The following is a 13,657-nucleotide window of genomic DNA, read 5'->3' as shown; positions in this document are numbered from 1 at the left end:
GTGATTGTTGTACTGGTCATGCTCGGATTCGCCTACCGGTCGTTCCACCAGGACACCGCATCCTGTGTTCAGTGTCCGGCGCGTTCGTCCGCACCGTCTCGATGACCCTGACAGGCTGATCCGATGAGAGAGCGAATCTGGACGTTCATCGGGAAGCACGCCGGGGGCGTGCAATGGCGCATCCTGTGGGCAACGCAACCCAAGTTCATCGTTGGTGTGTCCGGGCTCGTCAGAAACGAGCAGGGGCAGGTGCTTCTCATCAAGGGCCGCATGTGGAAGCCCTCACGGCCTTGGGGCTTGGTCACCGGCTACGCCAAGGGCGGGGAAACCTGGGATCAGACCGTGGTCCGCGAGGCGTGCGAGGAAACCGGCTTCGTAGTGAAGACCCGACCTGAGCTGGTCGCGTTGGTGACCGGGTTCAAGCTCCGCGCCGAAGCCGTCTTCCTCGGCGAGTTCATCGGCGGCACCTACCGGCGGGACCCCAAAGAAGTTCTCGACGCCGGGTTCTTCGACATCGACGCACTACCAGACGGCTTGCTGCCGTCACACAGAGACCTGATCCATCAGCATCGCCACTGGTTCAAGGGGGACGACGATGGGCGTGCTCACGCCGAACGAGAAGCTGACCGGGACCACGGAGCAGAAGCGGGAGATCCTTGACCGGCTGACCCGCTACCGGGCTGAACCCCGGCGTACGCTGCGGCTTGCCGAGAAGTACCCGCACCTGAGGTTCATCACCATGGATGAGGTGGTGGCCGACCTGTTCGGCGCGGACGCCGAAGTGTTCACCGCCGGGCTGGAGCTGGCCCGTAACCGGTTCGCCGGCTTGGGGCAGCCCGAGTTGCTACCGATGGAACGTGTCTTCATGGCCGTGGAATCGGATAACGGAGGTCACGGCGGGTTTCACGACCGGCTGTTGCCAGAGCGCGCGCCGGACGACACCCAAGCCCCCGGCTACCGCTATGTACAAGCGGCGGCCGTGATCAGCCTCTACGGCGACCGAACGGGTATGGCTTCACCAGCCCCCGGCATGGCCGGCGTGGATCTTCTCCACGCCTACGTGCATGACTGCTGCCACTACCTGACGTTCCGGTCCTACCGCCTCGGGGCTGGTGACGGCGGCTACGGCATCCATCGCTCACAGCACGGCATCAACTTCCGGCGCGTGTCCGGTAGCACCTACTCATCACGCGACCCACAGGGCGCGACCTCCACACGCAATCTCGGGGTCATCATGGAAGGCGCGTTCGACGTGGACGCGACCACCGTGACACGGGACGCCGTGACCAAGACCGGGCTTTCCTGCCCGGCTGACGGCATCGACCACCACGCATTCCTGGACGCCGTAGGGGAGGCTCAGACGGCACCGGCCACGGCTCCATGGCTTGAATCGATGAACGGCTACGTGCGGGGCATCAACGCCCCGTATAGCGCGTTCCTGACGGAGGTAGGCGGAACAGACTCGCGGGAGCTGCACGAGGTCATCATGACCGCGACCTTCAACGGGAACCTGGTGACGCTGCAATCCTGGCTTGACGAACGGTACGGGCCGGGCGAGTTCACGGCCCTGTTCCGGTCCTGCGCGTACGTCTCGTAACGCACGACGACCGAAAATCCGTGTGCCAAAAGTTCCCAACTAGCGACCACGCACCGTGATAGCGGCATAACCGTGTTGTGCCAAAAGCCGGCTATTTCGCGGGCACATGCGTGAGACTGCGCGGGTCTTGTACGTATAGGTCGATACACTTTTTGACCCCCTATGGGGGAGTATCTGACTATTAACCACTAATACGGCTAAAAGGACATTGGGAGGTTGGTCGCGTTAGCGCCTCAGGTTTCGGCTGTTAGCGGCTGTTGCGGCGCTCGATGGCCTGTCGGCCGCCAGAGCACGAGACCAGGGCCGGATTGATCTACCACCCCGCCACCATGGGCGGGAACGACAAAGGGACGGCCCCGGGAGAGCCGTCCCCGCCAAAACGTCACGACCGTCACGAGCCGCTGAAACACCAGGCCACAGCCTCAATAGTCTGTGACGCTCGTGTGACACACGTGACGCTTTATCCATCCGTGGCGATCGTCGCCCATACCTCCCTGAAGTCCGCCCACCGGTAGCCGCGAGCCTGAACCCCGGTGACCTCGTGCCTGAACTGAACCGGCTCGATCCCGAACGGCTGAAGCCAGCCCGCCAGCCGATGCACGTTAAGAGGCTTGTTCAGGTTGCCGTAGGGCCACTCGTCACGCTCGACCAGCGCGCGAACCAGCCACCTGGACGAGATATGCACGGCATCCACAATCGGCGGCTTCTCGCCCTCGAATACCGCCACCACATCGGAGGCGAACGTGGCGGCCGAGAACTCCTCATACAGCGTGCGGGTATCGCGCATCAGTAGCTCAGGAAGCGTCATCTGAGCCCGGCTCCGAGGACCCGACGCGAAGTGCTCACACGCGGCGCGCGCCCGCTCCGGCCACGCTCCCCCAGCCGCATCAGCGATGGCTACCAGCGGCTCCCAGATGTCATAGGCACGGTCTCCGAGTCCTTCGGGCATCACCGGCTCATGCATGTGCAGGAAGCTCGCGTGACCGGCCAAAACCGACGACAGCGCCCCGGCCAGCTTCGCGCCTTCCGGCCGGTGCTTGCGCTCATCCAGGCGCGCCACAGATGCACCCTTTGGCTTGCGCGTCATGCCGATGCGGATCGTCCGGGACATGAAGTCATCGGGCATGCGATGCTCGCTGAGCCCGGCCACCGCGACCGGCGCGAACGTCGGGAACTCCTTTGTCTTGCGGTTGCCGTCCGGGAAGTCCGTACGCAGCACCGATGCCCCAGCCTTATACCCGTCGTTCAAAATGGCCACGAGATCCCGGTCAAAGGACTTATCCACCTCGTCCAGCAGGAACGTAGGCAACGCGTGGCCTTCACTCCCGCTCGCGCTCTCGATTCTGGTGAAGATCACCGATGGTGTCACCGACGACGAGCGGACCGCGCTCGCGCATACCATCCCCAGCACCTCAAGCACACGGGTCTTACCCGCCTCATGCGTCAGAGCGGTAATCATCAGGCGAGGCGTGTGGTAGAAGAGGCGGGCAACATGCGTATGAGCCGCCCACAACGCGGCCATCGGGCCGCACTGATCGTCCGGCCAGACGATGAAACTCGCCATGAAACCCTCAACGGCATCGAGCACAGCCGACAGTTCGGTTACGTCGGTCCCGGTCGGGACCGTCAGAACATCACTCAAGGAGCCTCCTTGTAGATGGGGGTATGGCCGCTCGCTCAGGCTCGCGAGAGGCCAGGAAAACCCTTGTGGACCAGGGCGATTACGGTGTCAGGCACCGTCACTGGAAGTGCAATGGTTCCGGTGGGGTAGGTCGAGATCGGCACCAGCTCAGGGAGTACGGCGCGCGCCAGAGCGTAGGACTCGGGCGACATGAGCCATAGGGCGTGTTCAAGGCGCTGTCCGCCATGGAGATGGGCGATGACGATGCCAAAGGGAAGACGGCAAGCCGCAGCTTGGGTATCCGCCTTCCTGACCCACTTCGCGGCTTCAGACGGCCGCCAGGACGTTTCGGCATACGCCTTGCACTCCACCAGGAATGGGAGTCCGAGAACGTCGCCTACACCCTTCTTGGGGCAGTAGTGCGCCGTCTTAAAGCCCCAGCGCTTCAGGCCGGCGGCAACGCGTGACTCCCACCAACCGCCCCTGATCTGGCCCTTAGTGCTGTGGGCCATCGCGAGCGGCTACAGCAGGCCCGGATTCTCGCGGCAGGTCTCAAGCCACCGGTCGATTTCCGAGCGTCGGAATCGGTAGCCCCTGCCAACGCGATGCGTCGGCAACTTGTGCGTGTTGCGGTAGATGGTCTTCGTGCTGAGCCCCAGGTACTCAGCGAGTTCCCCCGTGGTCATCATGTGGTCGGACAGCTCGTCACACTCCCTCGATCGGCGTCGGCAGCTTCCGGCTGCCGTTCGGTGAGTGGACGCTACATCCTTCAGGTGGACATTGGCAACTGTCGTACGTTACTGTCTCCGCTATGGCGATCGACCTCAACACCCTGGCGCTTCCCGAAGGCTGGGAAGCGGTACCGACCTACAGCCCTGACGGCTCGGTCTACGTCCGGTTCAACCGGCTCTACGACATCCCTGGTTGGTGGGTGACGGTCCAGTTCGACCCGATGGCGCCGGCTGATGGCCCGCTGGACCTGCATGTCCGACTTGATACCAGCGAGAAGTCGCTAAACGAGTCCAACTGGATGTCCGGCATCACCACGGGAGATCTGCGCAGCATCCCGCTCGGTGATATTCGGCGCGAGTGGAACGCGCTGAAGCCGCGAATCCTTGCGTGGATGGGCCAGACGGACACCGGCGACCCTGTGGGACGTGCGGAGTCGGAGCGGGACTATGCCGTTGTGGCTCGGGCTTACGTCGAGTACGTACGGGAGGGCCACCGATCGCCCATCAAGCGCCTTGCTCAGGACTGGTCGGTCAGTTCGAGCACTGTCAGCGCCCGGATTCAGAAGGCAAGGAGCCTTGGCCTGCTAGCCGGAGAGCCGGGCAAGCGGGCGACCGAGTTGACCAGCAAGGCGAAGAAGCTCCTCAACGACGACCCCAAGGAAGAGGCATAGGTGCCCCCGAAGAAGAAGACCAAAGCCGCGAACGGGGACGGCAGCATTGTCGCCCGGAAGCTGAAGGACGGCACGACCGTCTACGACGTCTGGATCAGCTACAAGGACCGCGAGACCGGTCAGACCAAGCGGAAGCCGTTCTACGGCATCAAGACATATGAGGAAGCCCAGAAGAAGCGGCGTGAGGCAACGGCCGCCGTGGATGCACGCACGTTCGTGAACCCGTCCGAGCAACCTTTGAGCGACTACCTCACGGCCTTCCTGGACACACACAGGGTCAAGGCTCAGACGCTCGCGGGCTACCGGAAGTGGGTCACGCTGCATATCAACCCACATATAGGCCACATCAAGCTGTCCAAACTCACGACCCGCCACCTGTCCGACCTCTATCGCAAGCTCGAACGCGAGGGCAGCCCGAAGGGTAAGGGGCCACTCAAGCCGTCGAGCGTGCTTCACGTCCACAACACCGTGTCGCGGGCGCTCAAGCAGGCAGTGACTGACGGGCTCCTCGCGTCGAATCCTGCGACTACCGCGATACGCCCGTCTGCGGCTGAAGCGGCTGCACCGGAGTTCGCGGTTCTGACGGCCGCAGAAGTGAGCCGGTTCCTGAACCAGGAGAAGGGGAAGCGAGAGTACGCGATCTGGCACTTCTTCTTCACGACCGGCGTCCGGCGTGGGGAAGCGCTCGGGCTCCGCTGGTCAGACATCGACTTCGAGGCGGGCACCGCCGGCACGGCGGTCATCCGGCAAACGGTGGGGGTGATCAGGGGGAAGATCGTGCGCGAGACGCTGCCGAAGTCGAACAAGCCGCGTGTGATCGACCTCGACGCCAAGACTCGGGAGGTGCTGAAGGCGTACCGGAAGGCTCAGGCTGTTGAGCGCCTGGCTCTCGGGGACCGGTGGGTTGACGAGGATCTTGTGTTCGCCCGCGATGGGTTCCGGCTCGGGCCGAATCAGAAGGCAGGTGGGCCGCGTCACCCTGACCGGCTGGCCCGTTTGTTCGACCGGCGCCTTGCTAAGGCAAAGGTTCCAGACGTACGGCTCCACGATGTCCGCCACACGTGGGCAACGTTGGCACTGAAGAACGGCGTTCCTGTGAAGGTCGTACAAGAACGGCTCGGTCACGCGAACCCGACGATTACCTTCAACATCTACACGCACGCCCTTCCGGGCATGCAGCACGCGGCAGCCGAACAGGTTGCCAGCCTCATAGCCTGACCCTGTTGCATGATTCCTTGCATGTTTGCCGCCAAATGAAGAAGTCGCAGGCCACTTGACCTGCGACTCCACAAGTGCGCGAGGGGGGAGTTGAACCCCCACGCCCTTTCGGGCACACGGACCTGAACCGTGCGCGTCTGCCTATTCCGCCACTCGCGCCCGCTCTTGCTGCACAAAGATTAGCACGCGGCGGAGGTCGCCCTCGCCAATATGGCTCGGGCCCCAGAGGTAGCACTCGTCACATCCCGGTACGTCCGGTGATCTCCCGGTTCGGTGCGCCGGAATCCGATGGGAACCGGTGGGGTGTGTCGCACGTCCTTGTGACGAGAGGGTGTTCACCTCCCGGTCTCCGGCCGGCTTCGCGCTGCTCGCTCTCGCCGCTTTCGGGCGGCTCGCTGAGCTGCGTGGGCACGGCCGTGCGGCTGATCTCGCGGCGATGTGGGTACGCAGCGGGGGACGGGGTGGTTACGATCTCATCCGTAACAGGCACGCGGAGCGGACGTCGCAGGCGGCGGACGGTGCGCGTGACCGTGGGTCCGACGACGGCAGCGCCCCGGCGAGGGTGCGCTGGACGACAGAATGGTCTGCGAGGCCGGTCAACGCTAGGCTGGCGCGCCGGAAGGGGGTGTCCGTGGGAGTCCTACAGCGGTTCGAGCGACGCATCGAAGGGTTGGTCAACGGCGCCTTCGCCAAGGCATTCAAGTCCGAGGTCCAACCGGTCGAGATCGCGTCCGCGCTGCAGCGCGAGTGCGATGATCGGGCGGCCATAGTCAGCCAGGGGCGCACCATGGTGCCCAACGACTTCACGGTCGAGTTGGGTGGCGTGGACTACGAACGGCTGGCGACCTACGCCGGTCCCCTGGGCGCCGAACTGGCCGAACTCGTTCGTGAGTACGGTGCGGAACAGCGCTATATGTTCGTCGGACCAGTCGAGGTGAAGTTCGCGCGCGCGGCCGATCTCGACACGGGGATGTTCCGGATCCAAAGTCAGGCGTTGGCAGGAGTGGTGCCCGTGTCTCAGATGCAAGGCGAGCCCCAGGGCTATGACCCCTACGGCCAGCCTCCCCCATACCAAGGTGGCCCCCAGGGTCCGCAGGGCCCCGGTGGACCCCAGGGCCCGGGCGGCCCGCAGGGTCCCGGCGGACTGCAGCCCGTGCCGCCGCCGAACCCGGTGCCGCAGCCCGCGCCGTGGGGTGCCCCGCAGCCGCCCCCGCAGGGGCAGGGCGGTCCCCAGCCCGGCTGGGGCGCTCCGCCTCCCGGCGGCCAGGGCGGGTACGACCAGGGCGGGTACGACCCGTACGGCCAGCCGCCGCCGCAGCAGGCCGGCTGGGGCCCGCCCGGCGGGCAACAGCAGCAGTACGCGCCGCCGCAGCAGACCCAGACCCAGTGCTGGGTGGAGATCAACGGCGCGCGGCACATGCTGACCAAGCCGGTCACCACCATGGGCCGCGGCACGGACGTCGACCTGCGGGTGGACGACCCGTCGGTGTCGCGCCGGCACGCCGAGATCCGGATCGGGACGCCCTCGTACGTCTCGGACCTGGGCTCGACCAACGGCATCGTGGTGGACAACCAGCACGTGACGCAGGCTCCCCTGCGCGACGGCTCGGTCATCCACCTGGGCACGACCACCATCATCTTCAGGCAACAGGGCTAGGGGCGAGGCGGACCCACTACAGATGTCCCAGCTGACCCTCACGGTAATTCGGCTCGCCTTCCTGGTGCTGCTGTGGCTGTTCGTGTTCTCGGCGGTCGGGGTCATGCGCTCCGACCTCTACGGGTCCCGGACGAGCAAGCGCCAGCAGGCCAAGGCGGCCAAGGCCGCGGCCGCGGCGACGACCCAGGCGGTCGCCACCCGCGGCGGCGGCGCCCGCGCGCCCTACCAGCCCGGCGCCCGCCGCGGCGGCCCGCCCACGCCCACCCGGCTGGTGGTGGTCGGCGGCTCGCTGGCCGGCACCACCGTCAACATCACCAGCGGCCAGCAGGTGACGATGGGCCGGGCGCACGACTCGACCATCGTGCTGGACGACGACTACGCCTCCAGCCGGCACGCCCGGCTCTATCCGGACGCCTCCGGGCAGTGGATAGTCGAAGACCTCGGCTCCACCAACGGCACCTTCCTCGGGCAGACGAAGCTGAACGCGCCGACCGTGGCACAGATCGGTGTCCCGATCCGCATCGGCAAGACCGTGCTCGAGTTGCGCGCATAGGCATAAGGAGAGGTGCCAGATGGCTCTTGTGCTCAGGTACGCGATCCGCTCCCATGTCGGGCTGATCCGGGAGGGCAACGAGGACTCCGGTTACGCCGGCCCGCGCCTGCTCGCGATCGCCGACGGCATGGGCGGCGCCGCGGCCGGTGAGCTGGCCAGCGCCGTCGTGATGACGACGGTGTCGCGGCTGGACACGCCGGGCGGCGAGGATCTGCTGTCCGGGACCGGCGAGCTGCCCGTGATGACGCAGGGCGGCCAACCGCTGCCCGGCGGTCCGGCGGCCCCCGGCGCCGGCGGCGTGCCGGAGAACGAGCAGACGCTGCACATCTCCCAGCACGACCTGGCCGCCCGCGAGTCCGGCCACCCGCACGCGGCCCCCGACCCGACGCTCGGCGAGCCGGACCTGGCGCTGCTGGGCGGCGCGGTGGTGGCGGCCAACGAGCGACTGCGCGCCATCGTGGCCGAGCGTCCCGAGCTGGAGGGCATGGGCACCACGCTGACCGCGATGCTGTGGTCCGGCGGCCGCTTCGGCATGGTGCACGTCGGCGACTCCCGCGCCTACCGGCTGCGCGAGGGCCTGCTGGAGCAGATGACCGCCGACCACACCTGGGTGCAGCGCCTGATCGACGAGGGCCGGATCACCGAGGAGGAGGCGGGGCACCACCCGCAGCGCTCCCTGCTGATGCGCGTCCTGGACGGCCGCACGCAGGTCGAAGCGGACATCGGCACCTTCGACGCCTACCCCGGCGACCGCTATCTGCTGTGTTCTGACGGCTTGTCAGGATTTGTTTCACAGGAAACACTGGCCGAGACGCTGGCCGCCTACGTGGACCCCCAGCAGGCCGTGGACGCGCTGATCGAACTGGCGCTGCGGGCCGGCGGCCCGGACAACATCACCTGCATCGTCGCCGACACCCTCGACGACGGGACCATTCCCGGCGCCAGCCCGAACGAGGCCACCCAGATGCTGGGGTCGCTGACCCCGGTGGTGGTCGGCGCGGCCAGCGAGGGCGTGGAGCAGCTGCCCCGGTTCAGCACCCCGGCCACCGGCGGCCCCGGGGGCGGCCAGCAGGACGATTTCCCGCAGAACCACCCGGCCGGCCGGGCCGCGCGCCTGCGCTCCCGGCGCGGTCAGCAGAACCAGCAGAACCAACAGCTGACCGCCGAGCATCCGGGCGGTCCGGTGGCCACCGCGCCGCCGCAGTACGACCCCTCCGCGCAGACCGCGGAGATGGAGCCGCTGCCCGGGCAGCGCGGCGGCATGCCCGGGGTGGAGAACCAGCACCCCGGGGCGCCGCGCCATCCCGGCGAGGCCTACGGCGGTCCGGACGGCGTGCCCGGCGGGCCGCGTGCCCCGGCACCGGCCAAGCGGAGCAAGAAGGGCCTGCTGATCGGCGGCGCGGTGGTCGTGGTGCTGGCCGCCGCCGCGGGCGGTGCGTATGTGTACAGCCAGGGGCAGTACTACGTGGCGCCGTCCTCGGACAACAAGCAGGTGCTGCTGTACCAGGGCATGTCGCAGCTGTCGTTCGCGTCGTCGCAGCAGTCGCTGTCCGAGGGCCCGCTGTGGATCAACTCGGTCCCGCAGAGCAAGCGCGCGGACCTGTACAAGACCCAGTCCTTCAGCTCCAAGGACGCCGCGCTGGCGTACTTGGAGCAGTATCGTGCGGCCGCCAAGTCCTGCGCCGACTACCGGCACAGCCAGCCGGCCGTCCAGAGCCAGCCGCAGCACGTCGCCACGCCGGTCAGAACGGCGGCCGGCTCCGTGGCTCCGCAGGCGGTGCCGCAGCAGAACCTCGCCCCGTCCTCGCCGCCGACCGCGTCCAAGCAGGGCGCGCCGCTGGCGAACGGTCCGGCCTCCACCATGCCGAGCAGCAACGCGCCCGGCGACCCGACCGGCTCCTCCGCCTCCGGCGGTGGCCAGCAGGGATCGCCGGCGCCCCAGAATCCCTCGTCGCCGAGCTCGACAGCCACGTCGCAGCAAGGTGACGACCCGCAGATGAAGGCGTACTGCGCCGGAACAACGGACGGTCCTCAGTAGTGTCGATGTCAGCCGCCCCGCCCCGGCCCGAAGAACCCCTGATCCCCAAGCGCCGCAACACCGAGCTGCTGCTCAGCTTGTTCGCGGTGGCGGTCGCCATGTTCGCCTACGCCAACGTGGGCCTGGCCGACAACGGCAAGCTGCCGGCCGGCATGTGGGGCGTCGGCGCGGGCCTGGCGGCGGTGGTGCTGGTCGCCAACGGCCTGATCCGCTACGCCGCGCCGTACGCGGACCCGCTGTTCCTGCCGCTGGCGATCTTCCTCAACGGCATCGGCCTGGTGCTGATCCACCGCCTGGACATCTACGACTCCGAGCACTACCAGGCGCTGCACAAGGCCAACCCGGTGAAGTTCCACACCGCGCCGGCCGGGTCGACGACGAACCAGTTGATGTACACCGCGCTCGGCATCATCGCGATGGCCGTCTTCCTGCTGTTCGTCAAGGACCACAAGATCCTGCAGCGCTACGCCTACATCTCGATGGTCTCCGGCCTGTTCCTGGTCGCCATCCCGGCGGTGCTGCCGGCCTCGATCTCCAGCGCCAACGGTGCCAAGAGCTGGATCCGCTTCCCCGGCGGGGTCTCGATCCAGCCGGCCGAGTTCGGCAAGCTGCTGCTGGTCTCGTTCTTCGCGGCGTTCCTGATGGCCAAGCGCGACGCGCTGCGGGTGGCCTCGCGCCGGGTGCTCGGCCTGAACATCCCGCGCGGCCGGGACATGGGGCCGATCGCGGTCTGCTGGGTCCTGGCGATGCTCATCCTGGTCTTCGAGACCGACCTCGGTGTCTCGCTGATGTTCTTCGGCGCCTTCGTGGTGCTGCTGTACATCGCGACCGAGCGGACGTCGTGGCTGGTCTTCGGCCTCACCGCGTTCGTCGGCGGCGCCGTGTTCATCGCCACGACGGTGCCGCACGTCCAGCAGCGTGTGAACAACTGGCTGCACCCGTTCAACGGCGAGATCTGCGCCGCCCAGATCCCGACCCCGAAGAACTGCCCCTCGGACCAGATCTCGCAGTCCATCTACGGCTTCGCCACCGGCGGCATCTTCGGCAAGGGCCTGGACCAGGGCCGGCCCTGGCTGGTCGGGTTCGCCAAGAACGCGGACTTCATCCTGGTCACGGTCGGCGAGGAGCTCGGCATGGTCGGGCTGTTCGCGCTGATGATGGTCTACACGCTGTTCGTGATGCGCGGCTTCAAGACCGCGCTGCTGATCCGCGACAACTACGGCAAGCTCCTGGCCGCCGGCCTGGCCGTGACGTTCGCGCTGCAGGTGTTCATCACCGCCGGCGGCGTCATGCGCGTCATCCCGCTGACCGGTCTGCCGATGCCGTTCCTGGCCGCCGGTGGTTCGGCGCTGGTGGCGAACTGGGTCGTGGTCGCGCTGTTGATCAGATTGTCCGACTCCGCACGGCGACCGCTGCCGCCGGCGATCCCGCTGACCGACGACGAGCTGCGGGCCATGCGCCTGGCGGCCGCTCAGCGGATGCCGTCGAACGCCGTCCAGGGACGCCACGCCCAGCCGGCGGCGCCGCAGGTCCCCGACGGCCCGCAGCGTCCGCACCCGCTGGCGCAGCCCGGACTGGGCCAGAGCGGACTGGGCCAGAGCGGCCTCGGACAGACCGGACTGGGACAGACCGGTCTGGGGCAGACGGGTTTCGGCCCGGGTGCGCCCGGCGGTCCCGGCGGCCCGACGCCTCCGGGCGCGGCCGATCCCACCCAGGCGATGCCGGTCCGTCCCGCGGGCGCCGCCGGAGCGGCCGGTGCGGCCGGTGCGGCCGACGTCACGCAGGCCGTCCCCTCCCAGCCGCGCGGTTACGGAGAGCAGACGATGCTGCGCGCAGCGGAGGCGACCCAGGCGATGCAGGCCACATCCGGCCCGAGGCCGGAACCGGAACAGGGCCAGACGGAGTCCTATATCCCGGCGTTCGAAGACGACGCGGACGATGAAGACGACGACGTGCGGACGAGGCCGACGCCGGCACCCGGGGCGAACCCGAGTGACGCGGCCGGCCGGCCGAGCCCGCCGGAGCGGAGGTACGGACCGTGAACCAGCCGATCAGGCGGGTGGCCCTGTTCTGCTTCCTGCTCATCGCCAGCCTGCTCGTCAGCTCCAACTACCTGCAGGTGGTCAACGCCGACAGCTACAAGGCGCGCAACGGCAACCAGCGCATCATCCTGGACTCCTTCGCCTATCCGCGCGGCCAGATCCTCACCGCCGACGGCACCGTCATCGCCGAATCAGTGCCCTCCGGCGGGATCTCGTACAAGTACCAGCGCACGTACCCGCTGAAGTCGGACTACGCCAACATCACCGGCTGGAAGTCGATCGGTTACGGCTCCACCGACATCGAGTCCTCCCTCGACAAGTTCCTGCAGGGAACGGACAGCTCCGAGTCCGTGGCGAACTTCATGGACACGCTGACCGGCAAGTCGAAGAAGGGCGGCGACGTCCAGCTGACGCTGCAGAACTCGGTGCAGCAGGCGGCGATCGCCGGACTGAAGGGCAAGCAGGGTTCGGTGGTGGCCCTGGACCCGACCACCGGCGCGATCCTGGCGATGTACTCCTCGCCGAGCTTCGACCCGAACGGGATAGCGTCCAACAACGGCGACACTTCCAGCGCGGCGGGCAAGGCGCTGGAGAACGACAAGAGCAAGCCGAACCTGAACCACGCGATCCAGGAGAACTACCCGCCCGGCTCGGTCTTCAAGGTCGTCACCGCGGCCGCCGCACTGGACTCCGGCAAGTACCAGGAGACCAACCCGACCGGCGCGGACGCCAACGGTTTCTCCGTCCCGGGCTCCGGCTACACCCTGACGAACGAGAACGGCCAGAGGTGTCCGGGCACGGACCTGAAGACGGCACTGGCACAGTCCTGCAACTCCGTTTACGGCTACGTCGGTGCCCAGCTCGGCCCGCAGATCATGTCCACCTACGCCTCGAAGTTCGGGTTCGGCAACCCGGCCCTGAAGATCCCGCTGCCGGTGGCCCAGTCGAGCTTCCCGTCGCCGGCCGCCGTCGGCAGCAACCAGCTGGCGCTGGCACAGGACTCCATCGGCCAGGGCGACACCCAGGTGACCCCGCTGCAGGCGGCGATGATCGCGGCCTCGGTGGCCAACGGCGGCGCCATCATGCAGCCCTACCTGGTGGACAAGGAGACCGCGCCCAACGGGCACGTCACCTACAAGGGGTCGGACCACCAGCACGTGCTCAGCCAGGCGATGAGCCCGACGACCGCGGGCGTCCTGGACGACATGATGCAGAACGTGGTCACGAACGGCACCGCCCAGAACGCCGCCGTGTCCGGCGTCCAGATGGGCGCCAAGACCGGTACCGCGCAGCGGGCCCAGGGCCAGAACCCGCTGGCCTGGTTCGTCTGCTACGGCACGGCCAACGGCAAGAAGGTCGCGGTGGCGGTGATGGTCGAGACCAACAACCCCAACATCCGCGGCGACATCAGCGGTGTCGGGTTCGCGGGTCCCACGGCCGACGCGGTATTGAAGGCGGCACTGGGAGTGAGCTGACGCGGAAGTGAGCGCCTGTATGGGGGCGGGGTGTCGGACCGGCGGCTCAGGGTA

The 13,657-nt window shown here is 67.5% G+C and carries 11 protein-coding genes, 1 tRNA gene and 1 pseudogene; 10 read left to right on the top strand and 3 right to left on the bottom strand.

Features of this window, described 5'->3' with window-relative positions:
• Positions 1-123: 123 nt before the first annotated feature.
• Together ABH935_RS15860 and ABH935_RS15855 are read left to right on the top strand one after the other, a co-directional pair.
• Positions 124-660 carry an NUDIX domain-containing protein gene (locus ABH935_RS15860; RefSeq protein ID WP_370378641.1) on the top strand — a complete coding sequence of 179 codons (537 nt, stop codon included), beginning with the start codon at positions 124-126 and terminating at the stop codon, positions 658-660.
• Positions 596-1,597, top strand: a complete 1,002-nt coding sequence (locus ABH935_RS15855) for a hypothetical protein (protein ID WP_370378640.1) — start codon at positions 596-598, stop codon at positions 1,595-1,597. Before ABH935_RS15860 ends, ABH935_RS15855 begins: the two co-directional genes overlap by 65 nt.
• Positions 1,598-2,057: 460 nt before the next feature.
• Here ABH935_RS15855 and ABH935_RS15850 read toward each other — a convergent pair whose 3' ends face one another.
• Positions 2,058-3,239, bottom strand: coding sequence for a DUF3631 domain-containing protein (locus ABH935_RS15850; protein ID WP_370378639.1), 1,182 nt, complete (start codon positions 3,237-3,239; stop codon positions 2,058-2,060).
• Between the two features lie 203 nt (positions 3,240-3,442).
• Between ABH935_RS15850 and ABH935_RS15845 the strand changes: the two genes are divergently transcribed.
• Positions 3,443-3,685 carry a hypothetical protein gene (locus ABH935_RS15845; protein WP_370378638.1) on the top strand — a complete coding sequence of 81 codons (243 nt, stop codon included), beginning with the start codon at positions 3,443-3,445 and terminating at the stop codon, positions 3,683-3,685.
• A gap of 54 nt (positions 3,686-3,739) precedes the next feature.
• Here ABH935_RS15845 and ABH935_RS15840 read toward each other — a convergent pair whose 3' ends face one another.
• Positions 3,740-3,904, bottom strand: a complete 165-nt coding sequence (locus ABH935_RS15840; protein WP_370378791.1) for a helix-turn-helix domain-containing protein — start codon at positions 3,902-3,904, stop codon at positions 3,740-3,742.
• Between the two features lie 125 nt (positions 3,905-4,029).
• Here ABH935_RS15840 and ABH935_RS15835 point away from each other — a divergent pair, with 125 nt between their 5' ends.
• The gene (locus ABH935_RS15835; protein WP_370378637.1) at positions 4,030-4,620 is read left to right on the top strand and encodes a hypothetical protein; all 591 of its coding nucleotides are present in this window, start codon (positions 4,030-4,032) and stop codon (positions 4,618-4,620) included.
• Positions 4,621-5,838 (top strand): tyrosine-type recombinase/integrase, encoded by a 1,218-nt coding sequence (locus tag ABH935_RS15830; protein ID WP_370378636.1) that lies wholly within the window; start codon positions 4,621-4,623, stop codon positions 5,836-5,838. It begins immediately after the preceding gene.
• 75 nt (positions 5,839-5,913) lie between these two features.
• On the opposite strand, the gene ABH935_RS15825 is transcribed toward ABH935_RS15830, so the two are convergent.
• A tRNA-Leu gene (locus ABH935_RS15825) sits at positions 5,914-5,997 on the bottom strand.
• A gap of 472 nt (positions 5,998-6,469) precedes the next feature.
• Between ABH935_RS15825 and ABH935_RS15820 the strand changes: the two genes are divergently transcribed.
• The 5 genes and pseudogenes from ABH935_RS15820 (at position 6,470) to ABH935_RS15800 (ending at position 13,603) form a co-directional block, all read left to right on the top strand.
• Complete coding sequence (locus ABH935_RS15820; protein ID WP_370378635.1) at positions 6,470-7,495, top strand: FhaA domain-containing protein; 1,026 nt, start codon at positions 6,470-6,472, stop codon at positions 7,493-7,495.
• Positions 7,496-7,517: 22 nt separating this feature from the next.
• Positions 7,518-8,048 carry an FHA domain-containing protein gene (locus tag ABH935_RS15815; protein WP_370378634.1) on the top strand — a complete coding sequence of 177 codons (531 nt, stop codon included), beginning with the start codon at positions 7,518-7,520 and terminating at the stop codon, positions 8,046-8,048.
• A gap of 19 nt (positions 8,049-8,067) precedes the next feature.
• Positions 8,068-10,086 carry a hypothetical protein gene (locus tag ABH935_RS15810; protein ID WP_370378633.1) on the top strand — a complete coding sequence of 673 codons (2,019 nt, stop codon included), beginning with the start codon at positions 8,068-8,070 and terminating at the stop codon, positions 10,084-10,086.
• A gap of 5 nt (positions 10,087-10,091) precedes the next feature.
• Positions 10,092-11,534 (top strand): annotated as a pseudogene (locus tag ABH935_RS15805) (FtsW/RodA/SpoVE family cell cycle protein); the annotation flags it as partial.
• 590 nt (positions 11,535-12,124) lie between these two features.
• A complete protein-coding gene (locus tag ABH935_RS15800) occupies positions 12,125-13,603 on the top strand; it encodes a peptidoglycan D,D-transpeptidase FtsI family protein (protein ID WP_370378632.1) in 1,479 nt (492 codons plus the stop codon).
• Positions 13,604-13,657: the final 54 nt, after the last annotated feature.

Source organism: Catenulispora sp. GAS73, assembly GCF_041262085.1.
In the GTDB taxonomy this organism is placed as follows: domain Bacteria; phylum Actinomycetota; class Actinomycetes; order Streptomycetales; family Catenulisporaceae; genus Catenulispora.
The sequence above is the reverse complement of the archived record's forward strand: the minus strand, read 5'-3'. Positions and strand labels throughout refer to the sequence as shown.

Bases quoted from the DNA above. Each gene is read 5' to 3' on its own strand.
- ABH935_RS15860 (WP_370378641.1), top strand. From the start codon at position 124: ATGAGAGAGCGAATCTGGACGTTCATCGGGAAGCACGCCGGGGGCGTG.
- ABH935_RS15855 (WP_370378640.1), top strand. From the start codon at position 596: ATGGGCGTGCTCACGCCGAACGAGAAGCTGACCGGGACCACGGAGCAG.
- ABH935_RS15840 (WP_370378791.1), bottom strand. From the start codon at position 3,904: ATGACCACGGGGGAACTCGCTGAGTACCTGGGGCTCAGCACGAAGACC.
- ABH935_RS15835 (WP_370378637.1), top strand. From the start codon at position 4,030: ATGGCGATCGACCTCAACACCCTGGCGCTTCCCGAAGGCTGGGAAGCG.
- ABH935_RS15815 (WP_370378634.1), top strand. From the start codon at position 7,518: ATGTCCCAGCTGACCCTCACGGTAATTCGGCTCGCCTTCCTGGTGCTG.
- ABH935_RS15810 (WP_370378633.1), top strand. From the start codon at position 8,068: ATGGCTCTTGTGCTCAGGTACGCGATCCGCTCCCATGTCGGGCTGATC.